General features: G+C 55.3%; 17 protein-coding genes and 1 other RNA gene. All 18 read right to left on the bottom strand.

Annotated features, from left to right (window positions below; translation table 11 throughout):
- Positions 1-41: 41 nt before the first annotated feature.
- Complete coding sequence (gene cydC, locus NFR25_RS03300) at positions 42-1,763, bottom strand: thiol reductant ABC exporter subunit CydC (RefSeq protein ID WP_251197833.1); 1,722 nt, start codon at positions 1,761-1,763, stop codon at positions 42-44.
- Positions 1,760-3,502 (bottom strand): thiol reductant ABC exporter subunit CydD, encoded by a 1,743-nt coding sequence (gene cydD / locus NFR25_RS03295; RefSeq protein ID WP_251197832.1) that lies wholly within the window; start codon positions 3,500-3,502, stop codon positions 1,760-1,762. Before cydD ends, cydC begins: the two co-directional genes overlap by 4 nt.
- A 10-nt stretch (positions 3,503-3,512) precedes the next feature.
- Positions 3,513-4,364, bottom strand: coding sequence for a purine-nucleoside phosphorylase (locus tag NFR25_RS03290; RefSeq protein WP_251197831.1), 852 nt, complete (start codon positions 4,362-4,364; stop codon positions 3,513-3,515).
- Between the two features lie 283 nt (positions 4,365-4,647).
- The gene (gad, locus tag NFR25_RS03285; RefSeq protein WP_251197830.1) at positions 4,648-6,090 is read right to left on the bottom strand and encodes a glutamate decarboxylase; all 1,443 of its coding nucleotides are present in this window, start codon (positions 6,088-6,090) and stop codon (positions 4,648-4,650) included.
- Positions 6,091-6,169: 79 nt separating this feature from the next.
- Positions 6,170-7,711, bottom strand: coding sequence for an amino acid permease (locus tag NFR25_RS03280; RefSeq protein WP_251197829.1), 1,542 nt, complete (start codon positions 7,709-7,711; stop codon positions 6,170-6,172).
- Between the two features lie 338 nt (positions 7,712-8,049).
- Positions 8,050-8,422, bottom strand: a transfer-messenger RNA (tmRNA) gene (gene ssrA / locus NFR25_RS03275).
- A gap of 518 nt (positions 8,423-8,940) precedes the next feature.
- Complete coding sequence (gene ppdK, locus NFR25_RS03270; protein WP_251197828.1) at positions 8,941-11,658, bottom strand: pyruvate, phosphate dikinase; 2,718 nt, start codon at positions 11,656-11,658, stop codon at positions 8,941-8,943.
- A 41-nt stretch (positions 11,659-11,699) separates the two neighbouring features.
- Complete coding sequence (locus NFR25_RS03265) at positions 11,700-12,602, bottom strand: pyruvate, water dikinase regulatory protein (RefSeq protein WP_251197827.1); 903 nt, start codon at positions 12,600-12,602, stop codon at positions 11,700-11,702.
- Between the two features lie 161 nt (positions 12,603-12,763).
- On the bottom strand, positions 12,764-14,839 hold the full coding sequence (gene glyS, locus NFR25_RS03260; protein ID WP_251197826.1) for a glycine--tRNA ligase subunit beta: 2,076 nt from the start codon (positions 14,837-14,839) through the stop codon (positions 12,764-12,766).
- Between the two features lie 3 nt (positions 14,840-14,842).
- Entirely contained in the window at positions 14,843-15,769 is a 927-nt protein-coding gene (locus NFR25_RS03255) for a glycine--tRNA ligase subunit alpha (RefSeq protein WP_251197825.1), read from the bottom strand.
- Positions 15,770-15,838: 69 nt separating this feature from the next.
- Positions 15,839-16,408 carry a signal peptidase I gene (gene lepB / locus NFR25_RS03250; protein WP_251197824.1) on the bottom strand — a complete coding sequence of 190 codons (570 nt, stop codon included), beginning with the start codon at positions 16,406-16,408 and terminating at the stop codon, positions 15,839-15,841.
- A 146-nt stretch (positions 16,409-16,554) separates the two neighbouring features.
- Positions 16,555-17,277 carry a tRNA (guanosine(37)-N1)-methyltransferase TrmD gene (gene trmD, locus NFR25_RS03245; protein ID WP_251197823.1) on the bottom strand — a complete coding sequence of 241 codons (723 nt, stop codon included), beginning with the start codon at positions 17,275-17,277 and terminating at the stop codon, positions 16,555-16,557.
- A 59-nt stretch (positions 17,278-17,336) separates the two neighbouring features.
- A complete protein-coding gene (locus NFR25_RS03240) occupies positions 17,337-17,960 on the bottom strand; it encodes a ribosome maturation factor RimM (protein ID WP_251197822.1) in 624 nt (207 codons plus the stop codon).
- Positions 17,960-18,214, bottom strand: a complete 255-nt coding sequence (locus tag NFR25_RS03235) for a KH domain-containing protein (RefSeq protein WP_251197821.1) — start codon at positions 18,212-18,214, stop codon at positions 17,960-17,962. The genes NFR25_RS03240 and NFR25_RS03235 overlap by 1 nt, the downstream gene beginning before the upstream one ends.
- 2 nt (positions 18,215-18,216) lie before the next feature.
- Positions 18,217-18,462 carry a 30S ribosomal protein S16 gene (gene rpsP, locus NFR25_RS03230; RefSeq protein ID WP_251197820.1) on the bottom strand — a complete coding sequence of 82 codons (246 nt, stop codon included), beginning with the start codon at positions 18,460-18,462 and terminating at the stop codon, positions 18,217-18,219.
- 216 nt (positions 18,463-18,678) lie between these two features.
- Positions 18,679-20,094 carry a signal recognition particle protein gene (gene ffh, locus NFR25_RS03225; RefSeq protein WP_251197819.1) on the bottom strand — a complete coding sequence of 472 codons (1,416 nt, stop codon included), beginning with the start codon at positions 20,092-20,094 and terminating at the stop codon, positions 18,679-18,681.
- Complete coding sequence (ftsY, locus tag NFR25_RS03220; RefSeq protein ID WP_251197818.1) at positions 20,084-21,001, bottom strand: signal recognition particle-docking protein FtsY; 918 nt, start codon at positions 20,999-21,001, stop codon at positions 20,084-20,086. Before ftsY ends, ffh begins: the two co-directional genes overlap by 11 nt.
- Positions 21,001-24,561, bottom strand: coding sequence for a chromosome segregation protein SMC (smc, locus tag NFR25_RS03215; RefSeq protein ID WP_251197817.1), 3,561 nt, complete (start codon positions 24,559-24,561; stop codon positions 21,001-21,003). Before smc ends, ftsY begins: the two co-directional genes overlap by 1 nt.
- Positions 24,562-24,571: the final 10 nt, after the last annotated feature.

Here is a 24,571-nt window from a genome sequence, read left to right as displayed (position 1 = left end):
GTTTTACACACGGGACTAATTCTACCCTCTCTTAGGGCGAACTACGCGAGAAATCCCCTATCAAATGCACGAAGTTGTCGATAGCGCTCATTCGTGTGTTCGAGCATATCGGGGGTTCCGTCCATTTCAAGCGCGCCGCCTTCTATGAAGAGCACGCGATCGAAGGCATCGATCCCCTGCAGGTGGTGCGTGATCATCACGATGGTCTTCGAGGCGAACAGCGTGAAGATGGTGTCGAGCACGCGCTGTTCGGTCAGCGGATCGAGCCCTACCGTTGGTTCATCGAGCACTACGATGGGCGGGTCTTGGAGCAGCACGCGCGCAAGCACCAAGCGTTGACGCTGACCGCCCGAGAAGTTAAGACCTGCTTCACTAGCAAGCGTCTCAAGACCATCAGGCAACGAACGAACATGTGCTTCGAGCCCTACCAGATCAAGAGCATGCCAGGCTTCCTCTTCACTAAGATCGGGCTTTCCGATGCGCAGATTATCGAAGATGCTCATGGCGAAGATATAGCTATCCTGAGCAACGAAACCAACATAGTCCCAGATGGCAGGCCGCAGATCGCTCAGCGGCACTTCCGCGATCTCGATAGTTCCTTGAGTGGGATCGATATCTCCGTGAAGCAAACGGGCGAGCGTTGATTTACCCGAGCCGCTCTTGCCGAGCACAGCAACTTTCTGGCCATAAGGAATAGTGAGCGAGAGCGATCCAAGAGCAGGCTTTCCCTGCTCATAAGCAAACGTAAGGGACCCTATCCGCACATCGAAGGGAGCGTTAGGAGCTGCTGATCCTTCGCTGATGTCTTCTTGGAAGTCAAGCAGATCGCGTTGATCCAGGCGCTTCAGGGCATCAAGATGCCCTAACCCTTCTTCGAACTGCTGCGAGAGCGGAGCGAACACCTCGATGATCGGAAAGAATCCAAGCGCAACTGCTACGATCCAGTCTGACGCTCCCCCACGGCCTCCACCAAATGCGCTGGTCGCCCACGCAATGAGCACCGTAAGGCTTATCAGCAGTAAGAACTGCACGAGCATCAAACGGAGACGATCACGGCTCTCGATCACGCGCTGCTGGCTACGGAGAAGACCGAAGCGATCCATGAAGCGTGCGCGCATCTCGCTTCCGCGGCCTGCGATGGCGATATCTTGTGCTCCGAGCACGAGATCGGTAACGCTCGCGTATAGATTCGCGCGCATCTGCTGAGTGCCTTCGATGCGCGCGCGGTTGATCGCAAGAGCGAGCAGCGGCAAGAGCACACAGAGCACTACCAACATGCCTAATGCGAAGGCTCCTAGAGCAAGCGAGCACACCCCTGCGATGACCGTGAGCAATAAGCCCGCTATCCAAGCAATTAACACTGGGAAGACCGTTCGAAGGTAGAGGTTTTGCACGTGTTCGATATCGCTAGCAAGCGAGCCCAGCAGCTCTCCGGTCATGAAACGACGGTGGTTTCGTTCGTGTGCCTGCACAGCGCGAAAGAGCTTATAGCGCAGGTCAGAGGTCAAGCGAAGCACCCATTCATGGCTCTTCAAGCGCTCGATATAACGCACGATCGGCTTACCAAGCCCGAATATCTGCACGAAGGCAAGCGGGATATTGAGCATGAGCAAAGAAAACGCGTTATCTGCCGAGGCGCTGATCAGGTATCCCGCTACGAACATAAGGCCCACTGCGAACACCACCGTAGTGGTACCCAGCGCAAGGATGAGCGCAAGCAGCTTCTTAGATGAGCTCAAATAGGAACGGATGCTCGCCATCATGAAGCATCACCGCCTCGCAGCGCAGAGACCAAACGCGTGAGGTGAGCATCTTGTTCGAACAGCGCGTTCACGCTACCCTCCTCGACGATCGATCCTGCTTCAAGGACCATAACGCGGTCGAAACTATCGAGCCAGTGTAAGCGATGGGTCGCGAAGATCACAAGCTTATCCTTCATCACTTCGAGCATGATCTGTTTGAGCTCATATTCCATCTCGATATCAAGATGAGCAGTGGGTTCGTCAAAGAGCAAGATGGTGCGCCCTTCATCCAAGAGCACGCGTGCCAAAGCGATACGCTGCGCTTGACCACCTGAAAGGCCGCGACCACCTTCGCCGATGATGGAGAGCAAACCTGCTGGCAGTTCATCGACCAGCGCACGAAGGCCTAACTGGTCGATAACCTCATCGATACGCGCATCCGAAGCGTGTGGGTTATAGAGGGTCAGATTCTCGCGCAAAGTCCCCCGGAAGATATAAGGATCCTGCGGGATATAGGCGATCTGCTGTTGCCAACTAGCCTGGCGCAGCGTTCCATGGCTTTGAGCGGTACTGGTAGTCTGGGTTTGATCGAATACGAACGTCCCCGAGCTGGGATCTTCAAGTCCTGCCAAGATACGCAGCAACGTGCTCTTGCCCGAGCCGCTCACACCGATGACGCCTATGCATTCGAATCCCTGCAGCGTGAAGGAGTCGTCCACTAGAGCAGATACGCCGTCATAGCGCTTGCTCAGATGGCGCACCTGCAAGACACTCGTTCTTTCCCACCGAGGAAGATCGACCTCGGGCGGAACGTCATTCGTTGCCGCGAGCATGGTGCGGATAGTGCGAAGCGAATTCACGCCATCGAGCGAAGCGTGATAGTCCGAAGCGAATTCGCGGATGGGACGAAAGTATTCAGGGACCAGGATGAGCACGAAGAGCGCAGGGAGCAACACCAGCGATCCATCGATGAGACGAAGACCCAGCATGATCGATACCGCCGCGATAGCTAAGGTAGCGAAAAGATCCAGTACCGAACCAGAGAGCGTGGCGGTCTTCAACATGCGCATGGTTGCTTCACGAAAGCGTTCGCTCACTGCAAAGACACGGCTGGCATAGGTCTTCGACACCTCGAAGGTCGACAACGTCGAAACGCCGCGCACTGAATCTACGAAATGATTGGACATCACCTTGAATGCAGCATGCTGGGCGCGACTACGTTCAGCCGTGGTCTTACCGATGAGCTGCATCAACAAGATCATAGATGGTAGCAAGATAACCACTACAACACCCGAAACCCAATCGGCAATCCAAATGGACAGCGCGAACACAACAGGGAGCACCGCCATATTCACGAACTTCGGCAGCACGAGCTTCACGTAGTCCTGAACCTTGTCCACACCTTCGAGCAACATGGTTGCCGTAGTGCCTGTACCGAAGGCTTGAACCGCTGGCGCACCCGTGCGGAAGATAGAATCGAACAGATCTGCGCGCATTGTAGATGCCACACGCGTTGCATAACCGTCGATGAATCGCTCGCGCGCGTTCAGCACCAAGCGTACTGCGATGAATGAGCATGAAAAGCCACTGAAAGCGCCTATCACCTGCTCGAATCGAGCTCCCTCCCAAAGCCCTACCAGCGCAAGGGACAACCCAGCTGCTTGGCCTACGATGCAGGTCGCTTCAAGCAGTGACCAGACGACCAGCACTACAAGCGTGCTGCGAATATTCGGAAGGTTGAGAAGTTCGCGATCGAACACGGTCTGCCCGCTATTCCGCTACCGGCGCTTCAGCGATTCGTACGATGAAACCATCCATCAGCGCCTTGAACGCTGGTTTCACGGTCTCGGCAACGTCCATGACCTCATCAGAGTTCGGGCTCGCGCCTTCTATGCCGCACCCCATATTCGATACGAGCGATAGCCCCACCACGCGCATGCCAACATGCCGTGCCGCGATGACCTCTTCGACCACGCTCATGGCGACGGTGTCCGCCCATTGCGAGAACACGCGGATCTCGGCAGGGGTTTCAAAGCTAGGACCGAGCAGCCCGAGGTATACGCCTTCGTTCACGTCGACTTGTTCAGCTGCTGCAACATCGAGCAGCAACGCGCGCAGGTGCGGGTCGTAGGCATCGAGCATAGGAACGAAGCGCTCAGCTATCTGGTTAGCTTCAGTGTGAGCAACGGGGTTGCGCCCGGTCATGTTGATATGGTCGGTCATCGCGCAGAAAGAGCCCACCTTGAAAGCAGGATTCAGCGCTCCTGCCGCGTTGGTAGTAACGAGCGTATCGATGCCTGCTTCATGAAGCGCCCACACAGGAAGCGCAACATCCTGGGCCGTGACCCCTTCATACCCGTGAAGCCTGCCCTGCATGCATATCACCCATACTTCAGTCCTAGGTACCTTGCCTAGGACGAATTGGCCTTTGTGACCCACTGCAGTGGAGACCTTCATATGGGGCACATCCTTATACGGAAGCACGCTACGATCCTCTAGGGTATCCGCATAGAAATTCAGGCCACTACCCAACACCAGCGCACAAACAGGATGACGCTCTCCTAAGAAGCGCTTCAAAATATCAGCGGTATCCGCGATCTGCGTGATGAGCGATTCGGCCATGAGTTTCCTTTCTTAACCAAGAAAATTATACCGCTCCGAACCTTTCCTATCCTGCATAGTTTGGGTGGGACAGCTTCACCCCCGGCCCCACTCCTCAGGCCAGGGGCAAAAGTGTCCGGACTCAAATCTGTCCGAACCTTGGCTTCGCGAGCGCGGCACAAAAAGAAAGCCGACCCTCCTTGCGGAAGGTCGGCTCAAGAGCTATCGATCGGTTCGATCCGTTAGCCGTAGCGCTTACGGTACGCGCTCGCGTAACCGTTGCGCACACCTCGAGCGGTGCGGCTTAGCGGCCCGAATGATCGAACTTCTTGTTCGAGATGTTGGTATCAGCAGAGCCGATGACCGTTGCGTTGTCAAGGTTCTTGATCTCGGCAGCCATATCCTTCAGGAACTTGTCCGCCATGGTCATCGAGAGGTCTGCGCGGCACACGATGCGCTGGCAGGTGATGTCCTCCATGTCGACCGGCAGCGGGTAAGCAGGAACCTGCCAACCATGCATACGCAGACGATCGTCCAGGTCATACAGCGTCCATTTCTTGCCAGCGTCTTCCTTCAGAGACCAGCACAAGATCGGGCACTCGGTAGCCTCTTCGTACATTTCGAAGAGTCCCATTTCCTTGATGCCCTCGACCAGGTGGTGCGCCACATCCATGGTGCGCATCTGGATCTCCTTGTAACCTTCGAAGCCATTACGCATGAACACGTAATACTGGCCCACGATCTGGGAAGCGGAGCGGCTGAAGTTGATAGCCATCGTTGCTTCCTGACCACCCAGGTAGCTTACCCAGAAGATCAGATCCTCGGGCAGTGCCTCCTTGGAACGCCAGATGATCCAGCCGATACCTGGGTAGACCAGGCCGTACTTGTGACCAGAGGTCGAAATGGACCAGACATTCTCAAGGCGGAAGTCCCATTCCAGATCAGGCTCGATGAACGGAGCAATGAAGCCACCGGAAGCTGCGTCAACATGGATACGGACAGGCACTGCAGCCGTCTTGTTGTACTCGGTCAGCGCTGCGTCCATACCCTTGACGTCGTCGTAACGACCGGTGTAGGTGATGCCGAGGATGGTGACCACGCAGATGGTGTGATCGTCGACATACTTCATCGCCTCATCGGGGTTCAGATAGAGGTGATCCTTGTCCATAGGAACGAGGCGCATCTCGATGTCCCAATAGCGGCAGAACTTCTCCCAGCAGACCTGGTAGCCAGAGCTGATGACCAGGTTGGGTCGATGTTCGCTGTAGATGTCGATGCCAGCCTTCTTCGCTAGTGCCTTCCAGCGGAACAGTGCCGCCAAACCACCGAGCATACAAGCTTCGGAAGAACCGACCGTAGACGTACCCATGGGCTGTTCGTTCTGGTCAGCGTGCCAAAGGTTCTCGATGATAGCCACGCAGCGGTTCTCGAGGTCTGCGGTCATAGGATATTCGTCCTTGTCGATCGCGTTCTTCTCGAGGGTGTCTGCCATCAGCTGGGTTGCTTCAGGCTCCATGTAGGTCTGAACGAACGTGCAAAGGTTCTGGTGGGCGTTGCCCTCAGTGGAAAGGTATTCACTGATCATTTCCTTGGCAATGCGCGGTTCGATCGGATCGTTGTTCAGCTTGGTTTCCGGCATTTCAACGTCGGCGGCGTAGGAGCCGAAGATCGGTGTTGCATAGGTGGTCTTACCTGTCATCTCTGAGAGCTGTTCCGTTGAAACCAAGTTTGCATCTTTGTCCGTCATGATGATCTCCTCCTTTTGCGAACCCCAGCCCGGACGAGCCGAAGCCCTTTTCCCTGTGACAGATGCGATAACTTTTCCCTTACGAACTTCTTTCCTTCTTCGCGGTCTTCGCTATGGTCGGCGGGTCATGATCGATGCCGCCGTTCCAATGATGGCGAAGTGCGTATATCACGAACGGGATAGCTACTGAAACGATCCAGCAAACGAGGAGCGTTGCGACGTATACCATGCCCGAAGTTGCATCCAACTGGCTCGGCGGGAAGAACGATACGACCAGCGCCATGATCGTGAGCGCCAGGCCAAAGCCTGCCACAATACACTTGCCCACCGTACCGCCGAATATGCTGAATACGCGCTGGTGATCCTTACCTTTGAACACCAGCTTGAAATAAGCCAGGAAGAACAGGACATAACCGACCAGGTAGATGACCACGGTCAAGCCGACCGCTGTCAGGTACGAGATGGACGATCCTGAACCACCCGAGAGCGCCATGGATCCGCAGAGGACCGCATCCCAAATGGTGACGATGATCCCTTGGATGACAACGGTCTTCACAGAGACACCGTGCTTGTTTGTCTTTGCGAAACTGCGTGGGATGATACCTTCCTTTGCGGTATCGAGCAGTGCGCGCGACGGACCAACGATCCAGGAAGAGATCTCTGCGAGCACGCCTGCTGCCAGCAGGAATGCGATCACATAGACCACCCAACCGCAGTGGAAATGAGCGTCAAAGATGTTCGCGAACGCGTTGACAACGCCGGTGCTCAGGTTCGCATCGAGCTGCGCCTCGGTCATGGTCATTGCGACCGCGAGGCCACCGAGCGTGTCGAGCACGATAGTGAGAACACAGATGGCGATCATTACCATCGGGTAGATCTTGCCGGGATTCTTCAACTCGTTAACATGCGAAGCGCTTGCCTCAACGCCCGCAAAGGCCAAGATGAACGATGCGAAGATAACGAGCGTGCTGACATTACTGAAGTCAGGAACCAGACCGTCCCAGCTGAACTGCAGCTGAGAGATACCGCCCGTTGCCAGATAGGCAATCAGGCCGATCAGCAGAACAACTGCTGGGATCAATACGCCGCCAAAGAAACCAACCTTAGCGATTCGTGCCGTTAATTTCGTACCGCCGAGTTGCGTGAGGGTAAGGCCCCATACGATGATCGCAACTCCGATGAACATAACGAGTGGGTTGTTGTAGAGTGCATCCCATCCAACGATGAATGAGATAGCTGCCAATACGAAGAATGCCATGGTCACAAATCCAACCGTGATCTGGAACCATTGGTAGAAGAGTGCCGCGAAGCCCCAGCGCTTACCAAGCGTATTGCCGACCCATGCATAGATCCCGCCGTTTTCCCATCCTTTGACCGTAGCCATCTCTGCAGCTACCAATGCGACTGGCAAGAACCAGAACACACCGCCAAGGATCAAGAAGAAGATCAGATGCAAACCGGACGACGCGAAGTTAGGATAGGCGTATACCGTCATGACCATGGATGCAGTCATAGCAAAGAAGCCGAAGAAGCCAAGCGTCTTCAGCGCTTGCTTACCCTGAGCTGCCGGTGCAGCACTAGAGGTTTGAGTGGGTACTCCTGATGTTTTTGGATCACTCATTTTCGTTCACCCCTTTCCTCTATCGCGCTGCACACAAGCAGCTCCTTTTTCCCTGGCTATAGAATGCCACCTTCAAAGGCAACATTGTTCGTTTCGTGAATGGAGCGTTGGCTACGTTGCCGAAGCGTTTCAATTGTCACGGTTGCGAAACAGGCGACATGGCGTTATGCGCCTGCGCGATCCTATGCAGGAGTACGAGCAAGACGAAAAAGATCGCATGATCACACTGGGACGCTCTCGCCCCTGTCCCGCGGACACTTTTGCCTCCGTCCCCAAAGTGTCCCAACAAAACAAAAAGGCGGACCCTCTGAACAAGAGAATCCGCCTTCGTTGGTTCTTGGTGGAGGCGCGGAGAATCGAACTCCGGTCCATACTAGACCATCAATGAAGCACTACAAGCTTAGTCAATGATTCGGTTTCGGGTAAGCCGCGTGCATTGACACACAATAGCTTGCCCTAGCTGGTTCGATCTTAGCCTTGGTCATACCAACGACGTACCAAGGAGCAGCTTCCTGAAGATAATATCGCCCCGAAGCCGAAAGCAAGCCTCGGTTAGACAGCCTGGCTTAAATTAAGCAGCCATGGCGAGCGCAGGTGCGCTCTGAGTGTTAGTTTTGCCAATTAAATTTGACGGTACCCCTGTTTAACGTGGTGAGGAGACCACGACCTGCTCTTCATATCCAACCTACCATGTCGAAACCAGTCGCCCCCAAATGGGTTGCCAGCATGCCTGGTCGCACCAATGTCGCAAGCATACGGCCATGATGCAAGTTGCATGTTTTCAAAGTACCCACTGGGACAGCAAGGGTCTGACCCTCAGTGTCCCAAAATTCCCTGACAGGGAGCATCCATTTTACGCGCCTAGCGCATTCTGTCAAATCGAAGGCACTCCTAGAACCAGCCCCAAGGTGGTCCAGCTTCATCATCGTCACATGATATTCCCAATCGGGAGGTTTTATATATTATATTCAAGCATATTCCTATTCGGGAATATTATTACTACAAATTCATCTCTAAACAGGCGTTATGAAAGAGAAAGATACTCGACAGGTTCCAGTCGCTTCACTCCGGGCCGGGGGCAAAACTGTCTTGGATACTTCGGGGCCAGCCCCATTCTGTCCGAGACAGTTTGAGGCCGGGGTCAAAGTGTCCGGGATCATTCAGACATCTGCGAAGATAAAAAGAGGCACCCTCGGGTGCCTCTTTTGGTTGTATGTTGGACACTCGACTTACTTGTCAGCCAGGGCTGCCTGAGCAGCTGCGAGACGAGCCAGAGGCACGCGATAGGGAGAGCAGCTGACGTAGTCCAGGCCGATACCGTAGAAGATCTTCACGGAATCAGGATCGCCACCGTGCTCGCCGCAAACGCCGCAAACCAGGTCGGGATTACCTTCGTGACCAAGTTCAACACCCATCTTCACCAGCTTCGCAACGCCAGGATCGACGGTTGCGAACGGGTTGTAAGGCAGCAGGCGCTCAGCCAGGTACTGCGGGACGAATTCAGATTCAACGTCGTCACGCGAGAAGCCAAAGGTGGTCTGCGTAAGGTCGTTGGTACCGAAGGAGAAGAAATCAGCAGCCTGAGCGATCTCATCAGCCGTAACAGCAGCACGAGGAAGCTCGATCATGGTTCCGATAGGAATCTCCAGCTCTACGCCCTCTTCAGCAGCAACTTCCGCGATAACTTCCTGTGCGATAGCACGAAGCTTCTCAAGCTCAGGCTTCACGGAAACCAACGGGATCATGATCTCGGGCTTGGGGTTCAGGCCCTTCTTCTTCAGCTGAGCCATAGCGGTTGCGATGGCACGAACCTGCATGCGAGGCAGGACCGGATACATAATAGCCAGGCGAACACCGCGCATACCGAGCATGGGGTTCTGCTCAGCGAAAGAGTCGATCTGCTCCATGAGCTGGCGCTTCTGAGCGATAGCGGCAGGATCTGCACCGGTTGCTTCCATACGAGCGATCTCAACATCGAGCGCGCGAGGGCTTTCCAGGAACTCATGCAGCGGAGGGTCGAGCAAGCGAACGATAACAGGCAGGCCGTCCATTGCTTCGAACATGCCCAGGAAGTCGCCAGTCTGAGCGGCGAACAGATCGTTCACTGCCTTTTCGCGGACGGTCTCATTTTCATTCAGGATGAAGGTTTGGATGATCTGCTTGCGATCACCCAGGAACATGTGCTCGGTACGGCACAGGCCAATGCCCTGAGCACCGAAGGAGCGAGCGAGCTGAGCATCTTCGGGATTGTCGGCATTAGCGCGAACACCCATGGTGCGAACTTCGTCAGCCCATTCAAGGATGGTGTCCAGGTCACCTGCGAGCTCAGGCTGAACCAGATCGACCGCGCCCAGGACCACGATACCAGTGGTACCGTCGAGGGAGATCATGTCGCCTTCTTTGATGACGATGTCGGTGCCAGCGATGGTTGCCTGCTTAGCTTCAGCATCGATCTTCAGAGCATCGACACCACAAACGCAAGGTGCGCCCATGCCACGAGCGATGACCGCAGCGTGGGAGGTCTTGCCGCCATGCGAGGTGAGGATGCCTTCAGCAGCGATCATGCCAGCAAGGTCGTCTGGGGTGGTTTCCCAACGGACCAGAACGGTCTTGCGACCTTCAGCCTCTGCAGCAACTGCAGCTTCAGCAGAGAAGACCGCTTCGCCCACAGCAGCACCAGGAGAAGCATTCAGGCCGGTTGCCACAACATCGTATTCAGCATCTGCATCGAACTGAGGGTGAAGCAGCTGGTCGAGCTGTTCAGGATCGACACGCATGACCGCTTCTTCCTTGGTGATAAGACCTTCTTCCACCATTTCGATAGCGATGTGCAGTGCAGCAGCAGCGGTACGCTTACCAACGCGCGTCTGGAGCATCCAGAGCTTGCCCTGCTCGATGGTGAATTCGATGTCACACATATCACGGAAGTGGTTCTCCAGCAGCGTGAAGACGCCTTCAAGTTCCTTGCCTGCTTCTTCCAGACCTGGAGTGTTCTTGAGCTCTGCGATAGGTGAAGTGTTACGGATACCAGCAACAACGTCTTCGCCCTGGGCGTTGACCAGGTAGTCGCCATAGAATTCCTTATCGCCATTAGCGGGGTTACGGGTGAAGGCAACGCCAGTTGCAGACGTGTCGCCCTTGTTGCCGAAGATCATGGACTGAACGTTAACAGCGGTGCCCAGATCGTCAGAGATCTTGTTCTGCTTACGATAGAGCGTTGCACGTGGGTTGTTCCAGCTGCCGAAGACCGCTTCGATGGCCAGCTGAAGCTGAACATCAGGATCCTGTGGGAATTGAACAACGCCGTCAACTACGAGGGAAGGATATTCGTTCGCGTCAACATTCTCGGTGAAGATGCGCTTGAATTCAGCTACGAGCTCCTGCAGGTCTTCTGCAGTAAGGTCGGTGTCGGATTCCACGCCGCGGTCGCGCTTCATAACATTGATAGCGTTCTCGAACAGGTCGCCGTCAAGGTCCATGACCACGTTAGAGAACATCTGGATGAAGCGGCGGTAGGAGTCCCATGCAAAACGGGGGTTTTCGGTCTGCTTGATAAGACCATTGATGGATTCATCGTTCAGACCAAGGTTCAGGACCGTGTCCATCATGCCTGGCATGGACATGGGAGCACCAGAGCGAACGGAGACGAGCAGCGGATCTTCTGCATCGCCGATCTTCTTGCCAATACGCGTTTCAAGGTCTTCACGGTATTCCTGAATGGTGTCGAGCACGCCTTCAGGCCACGTGTTGTCTGCGTTGGCATATTCCATGCAGGTCTGACAAGAAATAGTAAAGCCGGGAGGCACCGGAAGGCCGATGTTTGCCATTTCAGCAAGGTTCGCACCTTTGCCACCGAGGATCGCCTTCATGTTGGTATTACCCTCGGTAACGTTGTTACCCTGTGCATCTTTACCAAAAGCGTAGACGCGTTTTACTTGGTCAGTCACCATTATCTCCTTAAACGAATACTGAACCCTCTCCCCCGCAATCAAAACTGCGGATGATAGTTCTCATAATACCGCAAAATCTCCTGCGCGGTTTCTTCAATTGCGCGATTGTCGGTGCGGATGATGATGCATCCAAGCTTGCGCATGAGGTCACGCGCGGTCTCGAGTTCAGAATAGACCGATTCGAGCTCTGAATAGGACGCAGCGACGTAGGCGTCCTTGCCTGCGGCCTTCGACATACGTCGGCTTCGAACTTGTGCGAGCAGCTCAGGAGAGATCATCAGGCCGAACAGACGTGAAGGGTCCACGTCGAAAAGCTCTTTGGGTGGTTCGGTCACGCCATCGAGCGGGACGTTGGCAACCTTATAACCGAGCTGCGAAAGATAGATCGAAAGCGGTGTCTTGCCAGAACGAGAAACACCCACCAGCACGATATCGGCCTTGGTGAGGTCTTGGGGGTTGCGCCCGTCATCGTGATTGATGGTGAAATCGATAGCAGCAACACGCTTGAAGTACTGGTCGTTGACCGAATAGAGCGCACCGGGATGCGGCACGGGCTTGCGGTTAGTTGCCTTTGAGAGCGCCTGATGGGCTTGCGCAAGCGCATCGACTGCGATCACCTCAGGGTTTTCAGGATCTTCGCCCGCCTCTTCAACGAAGCGATGCATGGCGTTTCGCAGCTCTTCATCAACAAGGGTATAGAAGATGATGAACGTTCCAGGGACCTGAGTCTGACGATGATGCGCTAGATGACGCGTGAGCTCTTCGGTGAGCTCCTGGGGTGTTTTCATGCTGGGGAGCGTTTCGATGTAGGGGTTCACCTCGCCGAAGCTTGCACTGGCAGCACGGGCGATGGCTTTGCCCGTGATACCCGTGGAGTCGGAGACCACATGGATGGTAGGGAGCTTCGTGGGGCGGCTGCCCTGAACGATCCACTTCTGCATGAGGCGTTCCCTTCTCTAGGTGTGGACAAAATGGGGGCGGGTACCTTTTTGTCCACGTTCTAACGGGAGGACAAAGAGCCTTGAGGGACCTTCGATCTTCCTCTGGTCGAATGGACAAAAAGGTACCCGCCCCCATTTTGTCCACTCTAGGCGGAACCTTCTTATTTTGCCAAGTGTGAGAAGTCCGCTACTGAAGCGAAGACATCAACGAAGCGGTTGAGCAGCGCAAGACGATTCGCGCGCTTGGTGGGGTCTTCGTCCATGACCATGACCGCTTCGAAGAAACCATCGATCGGTTCGCGCAGAGCTGCAAGACCATGAAGCGCTTCTTCGTAGCTTTCCTGAGCCAAGGCTTCATTGACCGCCGCATCAGCCGCCACGATCGCATCACGCAGTTCGGTCTCGACCGCTTCGAGGATCGCTTCATTCAGATCGGTTCCCACTGCTTCATCGCGCAGGTTATACGCACGGGCGAATGCGGTAGAAAGATCTTGGAGCGCTTCGGTATTCGTGGAACGGAACTGTTCGAGCACGGCGACACGCTTAGCGAACTCTGCAGGTTCTTTCACGCCGCCTGCAAGTACCGCTTCGATCACGTCTTGGGAATGACCAGCATCTTGAGCCATGACGCGCGCACGCGTGATGAAGAATTCCTCGATCTCTTGTTGGACTGCGGCTTTGTCAAATTCGATGTTCGTGAAGTTATCGAGCGCCACCGAGATCGCGTCAGAGAGCGAAACGGGCAGGCCAGCGTTGAGCATGTTGACGATGCCGATAGCGCTGCGGCGAATAGCGAAGGGGTCGGACGAGCCGCTAGGGCCTTGACCGATAGCGAACAGACCGCAGATAGTATCGAGCTTGTCAGCAAAAGCGACCAACTGACCAACCACTGTTTCAGGCAGCGCATCGCCTGCGAACTTCGGCTGATAGTGCTGAGCGATAGCCTGCGCTACCTGAGGGGTCTCCCCCGCCGCTTCAGCATAGTAAGAGCCCATGATACCCTGAACGGAAGTGAATTCCACTACTGCACCCGTGACCAGGTCCGCTTTCGCTAGATACGCTGCACGCTTCGCGTCACGCGCATCTTCGGCAGACAGTTCAGCAACCGCAGCCAAGTGATCGACGATATTCTCGATGCGTTGGGTCTTGTCGAGCACCGTGCCCAGCTTTTCCTGGAAGACCACATCAGCAAGCGCGGGTACATATGCCTCGAGGGGCTGCTTCAAGTCCTCATCGTAGAAGAACTTCGCATCGTAGAGGCGAGCGCGCACCACGCGCTCATTGCCGTCCACGATGGTTTCGGTATAGGCAGGATCGCCATTGGAAACGACGATGAACTTGTTGGTGAGCTTCCCACTGGTGTCATAGAGGGGGAAATAGCGCTGATGCATGAGCATGGCATCAACGATGATCTCTTCAGGTACGGCAAGGAATTCCTCGTCGAAGGTGCCCACCATCGCAGTCGGGAATTCAGCCAAGTTGATGACCTCGACCAACGTCTTCGGGGGCAATTCTGCCTTCAAGCCTGTTTTGACCTCGATAGCAGCTACTTGATCACGGATGATCGCTTCACGTTCTGCATGCAACGGCACGACCTTCGCCGCGCGCACTACATCGAGCAGCGCATCAGCGTTTGCAACCTCGAATGGGCCAGGTGCCAGGAAGCGATGTCCATGGGACTGAGCGCCTGCCTGCAAGCCTGCGAATTCGAAGTCGATCACTTCATCACCGAAGAGGGCGACGAGCCAACGAACAGGACGAGAGAAGTATTCATGGCGCGAACCCCAGCGCTGTGATTTCGGCCATGCGATGCATTTGATGATGGATTCGAGCACGCCAGGAAGCAGCGTCGCCACCTGAACCTCGGGCACTTCGCGTTTGGCAAACACGTATTCCGTGCCGTCCTGCTCTTCGCGATAGAGATCGTCCACGGTAAGGCCCTTGCCGCGAGCGAAGCCTTCAGCGGCCTTCGTAGGTGCGCCGCTCTCATCGAAGGCGATCTTGACCGCAGGACCCTTGAAAACTTCGGTCTCTGCTTCGGTCTTATCGGCCACCTTGGACACCAGCACGATCAAGCGACGCGGCGAGTCGAACACCTGCACTTCACCATGAGGGATGCGGGCCTCATCCAAAATACCCGGAACCTTCTTCTCAAGCTGCTTGACAGCATCGACCAGGTCGAACGCAGGGATCTCTTCAACACCGATCTCAAAAGCGAGCGTACGTGTTTGCGTCATGGTCTATTCACCTTCCCCTGCGTCGGGCGTGATGCCGACCACGTGTTCCAAATAGGATGCGCAACATGCTTTCGCAATGGTGCGAACGCGCAGGATGTAGCCCATGCGCTCGGTCGCACTGATGACGCCGCGTGCATCGAGCAAGTTGAAAGCATGCGAACATTTCAAGACATAATCGTATGCAGGAAGCGGCAAGCCAGCCTCCAAGGTGCGGATGCACTCTGCTTCGTAGCGATCGAATTCACCAAAGAGCAGATCGGTATCCGCTACTTCGAAGTTGTAGGCAGAGAATTCACGCTCGTTCTCTAGGAAAACATCTCCATACGTGAAGACCGTTCCGTCAGCACTTCGAGCCCACACCAGGTCGTAGACCGAGTCAACGCCTTGGATATACATAGCCAAACGCTCTAGGCCATAGGTGATCTCAGCAGGAACGGGGTCGCATTCGAAGCCGCCGACCTGCTGGAAATAGGTGAACTGCGTAACTTCCATGCCGTTGAGCCAAACTTCCCAACCAAGGCCCCATGCACCAAGCGTCGGGCTTTCCCAGTCGTCTTCGACGAAACGGATATCGTGCTTTTCCACGTCGATACCGATGGTGCGCAGTGAGTTCAGATACAGATCCTGCACATTATCGGGTGAAGGCTTCAGGATGACCTGGAATTGGTAGTAATGCTGCATGCGGTTCGGGTTTTCGCCATAGCGCCCGTCTGTGGGACGACGGCACGGTTGCACATACGCTGCACGCCAGGTGTCGGGACCAAGACTGCGCAAGGTGGTTGCAGTATGGAAGGTGCCTGCACCCACTTCGTTATCGTAAGGCTGCAGGATGACGCAGCCCTGATCGGCCCAATACTGTTGGAGCCTTAAGATCATCTCTTGGAAACTGAGCGCATCGGGGCGCGCATTCGTGCTGACGTTCGTGGTCATGCGTCTCCTTATCTCATGCATGGACAAGGGCTCTACCCCAGCCCGTCCACTTCTTAGTAGTTAGCTGGGCTAGAGCAGCGCGATGCTGTCAAGCGGCCAGTAGATGGCGAAAGCCTTGCCGAAGACCGAGCTCTCTTCGATAGGGCCGAAGTAGCGCGAATCCGATGAATTGGTGCGGTTGTCGCCCATCACCCATACGGTACCTTGTGGAACCTTGTAGGGATATTCGATATTCACGTTCGCAACGGTGCTGAGCGGATAGGTAGGCAAGCCATCCGTGTAGGGTTCATCAAGCTCGACCCCATCGACGTAGACCTTGCCATCACGCAGGTCGATGGTCTGGCCCTCAAGCGCGATGATGCGCTTGATCAAGGTTCGTGAAGGGACCAAGGGATCGGAGAATACCACGATGTCGCCCTGGACGGGCTCTGAGAATTGGTACGAGACCTTTTCGGCGAAGACCATATCGCCGGTCATGATGGTCTCTTCCATGGAAGCGGAAGGAATCTGGAAGGGTTCGACCACGAACGTACGGAGGACCCAAGCGCCCGCGACGACGATGGCCAGCATCACCAAAAAACTTATGAAACGCCTGAATACGCTGGGCTTGTGCTCGTCTGCATGGAGGCCAGAATCCACGGTCTTCCTTCCTTGGTTCATGTGTTAGCGGGTCGCGCAACACGAGCGGTCCAGACAACCGAATACGGTGCGCAAGCGATGATGCTTCTATATTAAACAAAGTTTGGCGCGGGCGAAACAGGCAAATGCGAAGTGTACGCAGATGGTTACGATCGACTGCTCAAAAACAAGCGATCAGCCTCCGAAAGGTCGGCAGCTTCGAGTAGATCAGGGCGCAAAGCGCGGGTGCGCAGAAGGCTCTGTTCGTGACGCCATGCTTCGATGTTCTTATGATGACCCGAAAGGAGCACTTCGGGCACGTCCATGCCACGATACGATGCAGGGCGGGTGTACTGGGGGTATTCGAGCAGCCCATCATAGAAGCTCTCGTCCACCGAGCTGCCCTCATCGCCGAGCACGCCATCGAGCCGGCGCACCACCGCATCGATGACCACCATGGATGCCAGTTCACCACTGGTCAGGACATAATCACCCAGCGAGATGGTCTTATCTGCAAGGGTATAAGCGCGCTCATCGATACCTTCGTAGTGGCCACAGATGAAGAAGAGGTGATCCTTCTGAGCCAATTCGAGCGTGAGCGCTTCACTGAAACGCTCCCCTGTTGGTGAAAGAAAGATAGTGTAGGGCTTTTCAGGGGCAGCGGCGAACAGTTCGTCGGTCGCTTCGAAGATGGGTTCGCATTTCATGACCAGGCCCTGACCGCCGCCGTATGGTTCATCGTCGGTAGTGCGATGCTTGTCGTGTGTCCAATCACGCAGGTCATGAGCACGAAACTCAAGGATGCCCTTTTCTTGGGCGCGCTTCATGATCGATTCGTTCATGACCGAGTCGTAACACTGAGGGAAGACTGAGAGCGTTTCGATGAGCATGGCGTTCACTTTCAGGTCGCGGATGGGGATAACAAGGATGCGTGCTCCTGCAGGTGGGGCTAAAGGTCGAGCAAGCCTTCAGGAAGGTCGACCGTGATAAGGTTCTCATCTGGGTCGATATCGATGATGAAGGCATCGACCAGTGGGATGCGGGCTACTCTGGAATCTGATCCAGATTCGCTTGAAGGTTTGCCTGCGGGATCGTTCGCGGGTTGGCTCATAGGCTGATGCGAGGTTCGGTGCGATCGTTCATCGTCTGGTTCGCTTTCCGCTGTATCAAGTTCGACCACTAACAAGGCATGTGCAGGATTCTCCTCCAAGGCGATCACTTTGCCGACCACCTCTCCCCTGATCTGCTGCACTGCGAATCCTACCAGGTCAGCAGCACCTTCGAGTGCTTCTTCGTCTACGTCAGCACGACGTACCAAGCAGCTATGATCCTGAAGCTTTTCAGCAAGATCGATCGAATCGATGGTGTCGAAGTGGACCAGGTAAGCGCCCCCTCCTTGTGGCACTGCCGAAACAACGCGACCCATGCGAGGCACCTTCAGCACAGGCGGGACGAAGACCACCTCCAAGCCTTCTTCCAATAAAAAAGGAAGACCCTCGCGTGCGTAGGCGAGAAGTCCTCCTTTGAGGTTCTTGGCTTTGCCGATGGTGGCTACATTAGCCCAAGCGCTCATTAGTCGATGAGCTCGACTTCGATGTTCATTCCATGGCGGGAACCCGCAGCGCGACACAGCGTGCGGATGGATTTGATCACGCGACCCTGGCGACCGATGACACGACCCACGTCTTCAGGATTGACCTGGACCTCGATGAGGGTAGAGCCGTCTTCGGTCTCCGTAGTGGTGGTTACCACTTCATCAGGAAACTCGACCAGTGGTGTGACCAATTCTTCAACAAGACCAGCGATGTTGGTATTGGAATCAGACATGTTTAGCCGTTCTGACGCTGATCTTTGATAAGACGCTCGACAGTCTCAGTGGGCTTTGCACCCTGAGCGATCCACTGATCGATCTTCTCAAGATCCATGGTGACCTGCTTAGGATCGGTGAGTGGGTTGTAGGTGCCAACCTGCTCGATATAACGACCATCGCGACGTGCGCGAGAATCTGCAACGACGATACGGTAGTAAGGTGCCTTGTGTGCGCCATGACGTGCGAGACGAATTTTTACTGCCATGAAGGTGAACTCCTTTTTACATTTTATACTCAACTCAGTTGCCTGAGAAAACAGCAATTACCAATAATAGGGTGAAGCGTGCGCTTTTGCAAGCAGCGAAAAACCCGAACGGCTGGCAAAGAGAAACCACTGGGGTTGCTTGCTTTTGCGCGATCGTCTGTTCGGACGCCTGAACCTGTCCCCAAAGTGTCCGGGACAGATTTGAACCCGTCCCCGTTATTGGTCGATCATCTCTTGAAGGCGCTTGAGGTCTCCCATGCCGAGCCCGCCCATACCAGGGATGCCGCCGCGACGCTTGCGCTTCTTCTTGCCCTTCTTGCCCTTGCGCGAGACCGCATCGAGCTCTTGTTGGGCCATGACCTGCTTCATCATCTTGCGCGTATCGTTGTAGCGCTTCATCATCTGATTGACCTGCGTGACCGAAACACCAGCACCAGCCGCGACACGTGCGCGGCGTGAACCGTTGAGCACCTGCGGGCGCTCGCGCTCTTCTTTGGTCATGGAATTGATGATCACTTCCATATCGTCAAGCGCATTCTCATTCACGGTGCCCTCTTTCAGGGCCTTGTCGCCACCAGGGAGCGCCGCCACCAGCTTCTGCACACCGCCGATCTTGCGCACCTGCTTGTTGATGGTAAGGAAGTCGTTCAAGTTCAAGTCTGCGCGCAGCATGCGCTCGGTCTCTTCAGCCTCGAGCTCTTCGGCGTGGATCTGGGAAGCCGCCTCGATAAGGCTGACCACGTCACCCATGCCAAGGATGCGCTTAGCCATGCGGTCGGGATGGAATTCTTCGAGCGAGTCAGGTTTTTCGCCCATGGAGATGAACTTGATGGGCTTGCCAGTGACCTGCTTGATGGAAAGCGCACCACCACCACGAGCATCGCCGTCCATCTTGGACATGATGACACCATCGAAATCGACCTGTTCAGCAAAGGCCGATGCCACATTCACCACATCCTGACCGGTCATCGCATCGACGACCATCAAGATCTCATCGGGGTTCACCGCATCGCGAATGTTCTTGGCTTCATCCATCATCTCTTCGTCGACATGCAAACGACCCGCCGTGTCGATGATGACCACATCGCGCAAAGAATCGACCGCATCGCGAACGCCTTCTTTCGCGATCTTCACAGGATCCTTGCCTTCGCCGCGATAAACACGCACGCCGATCTCTTCACCAAGCGTTTGGAGCTGATCAGCCGCAGCGGGACGATACACGTCGCAGGCAACAAGGAGCGGATTGTGATTCTGCTTCTTCAGCAAGTAAGCGAGCTTCGCAGCAGCAGTGGTCTTACCAGAGCCCTGCAAGCCAACCAGCATGATGACGTTAGGGATGCGCGAAGAGAGCTTGAGCTCGGAGTCTTCCCCGCCCAGCAGCACGGTCAGTTCTTCGAGCACCACCTTGACAACATTTTGGCCAGGTGTGAGCGAATCGAGGATCTCTGCATCAAGACAGCGTTCCTTGGTGGTCTTGATGAATTGCTTGACCACTTTGAAGTTGACGTCCGCTTCGAGCAGAGCCATGCGGATCTCACGCATAGCGGAATTGATATCTTCTTCGGTAAGGCGACCTTTCGAGCGCAGGCCCGAGAAGATGGATTGTAGTTTATCTGAAAGACTATCCAGCATCGCGTAATTCTCCGATCAGTGCGTTTGCGAAATCGAGGGCATCGAAATCTTGCAGGTCATCCACGCTCTCTCCTACTCCGATCTTATAGAGCGGCAGTTCCAATTCATGGGCGATAGCGACCGAGATGCCACCTTTAGCAGTGCCATCGAGCTTGGTAACGATGATGCCGTCCAAGTCGAGTGCCTTGTTGAATTCGCGTGCCTGCTGTAGGCCGTTCTGGCCTGTGGTGGCATCGATGACGAGCAGCGTATAGACTGGCAATTCCGAGCGCTTGCGCACTACATCAACGACCTTCTTCAGCTCGCGCATAAGATCATCAGAAGTATGCAGACGGCCCGCTGTATCGATCAGGACCAGATCGGAGCCATTCTTTTCAGCACGCTCGAGCGTCTCATAGCAGACGCTGGCTGGATCGGCACCGCGCTCGCGGCTCACGATCTCGACATCGGCGCGATCCGCCCACACTTCCAGCTGTTCGATAGCAGCCGCACGAAACGTATCAGCACTGCCCAAGAGCACCTTTCGCCCCTTGCTGTGAGCTTCAGCAGCGAGCTTGCCCACCGTGGTGGTCTTGCCAGAGCCATTAACGCCCACGAACAACACCACTGCTTCATCATCGAAGATCGAACCATCCACCTCGATGAACTGGTCTGCGATCTTCTCTGCCAAAAGATCGAGCACCGCATACGCATCAGGAAGCGCCTTGCGCGTAGCTTCATCGCGCAGCTCTTCAACGATGGCATCGGCCGCGGGTGCTCCGAAGTCGCTCAGGATGAGCGTCTCTTCGAGCTCATCCCAAAATTCCTCGTCAACATCCGGCCCGCGGTCGAGCAGGACATTCATCGACTCCTTGAACTTGTCGCGGGAGCGATTGAGGCCATCTGAGATCTTGGAAAAGAAACCCATTATTCGTCCTCCTTGGAGCGCGCTTGATCGATGCGCTGGCTCAAGACCTTCGTAACGCCGTCAGCCTGCATGGACACACCATAGAGGATGTCGGCTGATTCCATGGTACGGCGTTGATGCGTGATCATGATGAATTGTGCGTCGTTGCGCACGGTAGCAAGATAATTCATAAGGCGGCGCAGATTCGAGTCGTCGAGCGCAGCCTCGATCTCGTCGAGGATATAGAACGGAGTCTGACGGATGCGATAGACCGCGAAGAGCAGCGCCATTGCCGTCATCGATTTCTCGCCACCTGAGAGCAGCGACATCTTCTTGACCGTCTTGCCTACTGGCTGCGCGTTCACATCCACGCCCGTGTTCTCAAGATCATCAGGATCGACGAGCGAGAGATGCGCCTGACCACCCGGGAATAAGGTAGCGAAGATCTCTGAGAAATTGGCGTTCACCTGTTCGAAGGTCTTCACGAAGTCGTCCTTCATGCGTTCATCGATCAACGAGACGATGCGGCTGAGTGCGCCGCGGGCGGTGCGCATATCTTGCAGCTGCGAGAGCAGATAATTATAGCGCTCGTTGACCTGTTCGAACTCGATCGCAGCATCAGGGTTCACCGTACCCAAGTTCTTGATGCGACGGGCTAGACGTTCGGCCTCTTGCTCGCAGGTTGCGCGATCTTCGATCTTGGGAAGCGCCAAGGCTGTTTCGAGCGGCGTATCGCATTCTTCGATGATGGCTTGGATAGCAGCATCGACCATGATCTCCAAGCGGCTCTTCTCCACGCGGATCTCGCTCGAAGCCGCATTGTACCCATCGACCGCTTGGCGCAGCTCGCGCACACGCTGAGTTGCTGCCGAGATCTGCTGATGCAGCTCTTGGGACGATTCCTGGGTCTTGCGCGTCTTCAGCTCAAGATCGGTGACACGATGCTGGATGGATTCATGGAGTAGCTCCAAGGTCTTCACCAGTGGTTCGACACGCGCCGATGCCCCTTTGAGCGTATTGAAACGCGCCTCTGAAGTGCGCGAACGCACCTCTAGGTTGTGAATCTCTTGCTTACGCGATGCGACCATGCGTTCGTTATAAGCATACGCTTCCTGAAGCCTTGCTTTCTCCAAACGCGCATCGGAGAGCTCTTCACCAAGCGTGATGACTTGATTCTGCACAGGACCAAGACGCTTGCGCATCTCATCGACCTGCTTCTTGTTATCCTGGAGCTGAACTTGCACTTCAGCGAGCTCTTCCTTGAGCTTATCCGAATCGGGTTGAGCCTGATCGAGGTAGGTATGATATCGCTGCTGTTCTGCGATGAGCTTCTCGTGGCTCTCGCGCAGCATCGCAAGCGTTGAGCGTTCACTCTCAAGGTCCTTCGAAGTGGACTCGCGCTGACCACGGACGGTCGCGGTCTTTTCAGAAGACTGCAATGAAGTGACCTGGAGTTCTTTCAGGGAATTCTCCAGCGCATCATAGGATTCGCGAATAGAGGCAAGCTGATCGGTGAGCTTGGATTCCTGCTTGCGAAGGTCGGTAAGATTGCGGCGACGCATGAGCGCACTGTTGGCGCGATCTTCTTCGGACTTGCGGAAGAAGCGCGCACGACCGTTCGTATCCACGATACAGCCATCACGACTGACCAACGTGATACCCTTTGGGGCGCGATTCCATACTTCGAACAGTTCGTTGCTGGAGTCGTATAGATACACACGTCCGAGCAGGGTTTCGAAACCCTGGCGATAAGTGGGCGAGAATTCGATCTGGTCGAGCAAGCGATGGGCGTGCTCTTCCCTATCGAAGGCTTCATCGGTGGGGATGTTGATCATGGCCTTTTCGGGCAACAGGACCACATCACCTGTTTCGCCACTGGCATCCAGCTGTGCGAAGAAGTGCTTCACGCTCTCCATGTCCTCAACGAACAAGCCATGCATGTTCGACCCGAGCAGCTCTTCAACCACCATATCCAGATCTCCCGGAACGGTGATCTCGTGAGTGAGCGCACGCCACGAACCAAGGTCACGTTCGTCATCCATGAGCCAAGAGAGCACAGGATTCGACGCCTCGTTCGCACGCTCTAGTTCTTCAAGGGCCTTACGCTGAGCGCTCACCTGCGTGAGCGTTTCACGAACCTCATCCATTTCCTCACGCGTGGTCTCTCGGTTGCGCAGCGCCGTGTTCAGTGCCTCGCGAGCTTCTTGCTCTGCCTGCTCAGCTTCAAGCAGCGCACCATCAAGATTATCGACTTGCAGCTGCAAGTTCGTGCACTTCTGCTCGAGCGCGGTCAGGCGACTCTGCGAGTCGGCCACCTGCGCATCGGCCACCTGAGAATTCACCTGAGCATCGTGAAGCTCTTCCTTCAAGGAATCGAGCGTACCCTGGATGGTCTCAGTACGATACGTGAGCGAGCGCTGCTCGGCCAAGACCGTATCGAGCTGCTTGCTCATGTCGTTGCGTTCGCTAACCTGGCGGTTGTAATTCTCTTCCACGTTCTGAAGACGCGAAACAGCAGCCTTGTAGTTCTTCTCTACTTCTTCGAACTGTTCGGTGAGCTCGACCAGTCCTTGGCGGGCACGACCAGCTTGGATCTTCTCATTCTCGAAGGAGCGCACGCCGCGGTCAAGCTCCTGCTCATAGGCCTTACGTCGTTCGCGCAACACCAAGCACTGGGAGTTGATGTCCTCAGAGACCTTGCGAGCACGTTGATAGTCCTGACCAAGTGCTGATTCGCTCTCGCCGCGAACACGCAACTGGTTCTGCAGTTCATCATGCTGCTTCTCAGCTTCGGTGAGCGTAGCCAGTGCCGCATTCGCCTGTTTCTGACTTTCGGTCTCGCGTTCGAGGATGTTGTTCCATCTACCCTGGAGCGTGCGCAAGTCATCGACAGCAAGGTCCAGACGGTATTTCTGATATTCTTCGTTGAGCTGCTTGTACGTGATCGCCTTCTTCGCCTTGCGTTCGAGCGGCTTCAGTTGACGCTCGACTTCAGCAGTGATGTCGTTCACGCGTGCCAGATGAGCATCCATCTGGGCAAGCTTGCGCTCGCTCTTCTTGCGACGTTCCTTGTGCTTCAGAATGCCTGCAGCTTCCTCGATCAATTCACGACGATCTTCGGGGCGTGAAGACAGGATTGAATCGAGGTTACCCTGAGAGATGATAGAATTCGTGCCAGAACCCAGACCGCTATCATGCAGGATATCGAGCACGTCCATACGGCGCACCAACGCGCCATTGATGAGGTATTCGCTCTCACCGTTGCGATACATGCGGCGGCCAATGGAAACTTCAGAGAAATCAACAGGGAGCGTGCCATCGGAATTGTCCAACACCAGCTCAACTTCTGCCACGCCCACGGGCTTTCGCGCCGAAGAGCCCGAGAAGATGACATCTTCCATGGACTGACCGCGCAAGCTCTTCGCATTGCGCTCGCCCAGCACCCACAAGACCGCGTCAGAGATATTCGATTTGCCCGACCCGTTCGGACCGACGATAGCAGCAAGTCCTGGTTCGAAGCGCATGACCGTACGGTCAGCAAAGGACTTGAATCCTTTCAAATTCAACGACTTAAGATACACTCAAAGCCCC

The sequence above is a fragment of the Anaerotardibacter muris genome (assembly GCF_943192915.1).
Taxonomy (GTDB): Bacteria; Actinomycetota; Coriobacteriia; order Coriobacteriales; family Eggerthellaceae; genus Anaerotardibacter; species Anaerotardibacter muris.
The sequence above is the reverse complement of the archived record's forward strand: the minus strand, read 5'-3'. Positions and strand labels throughout refer to the sequence as shown.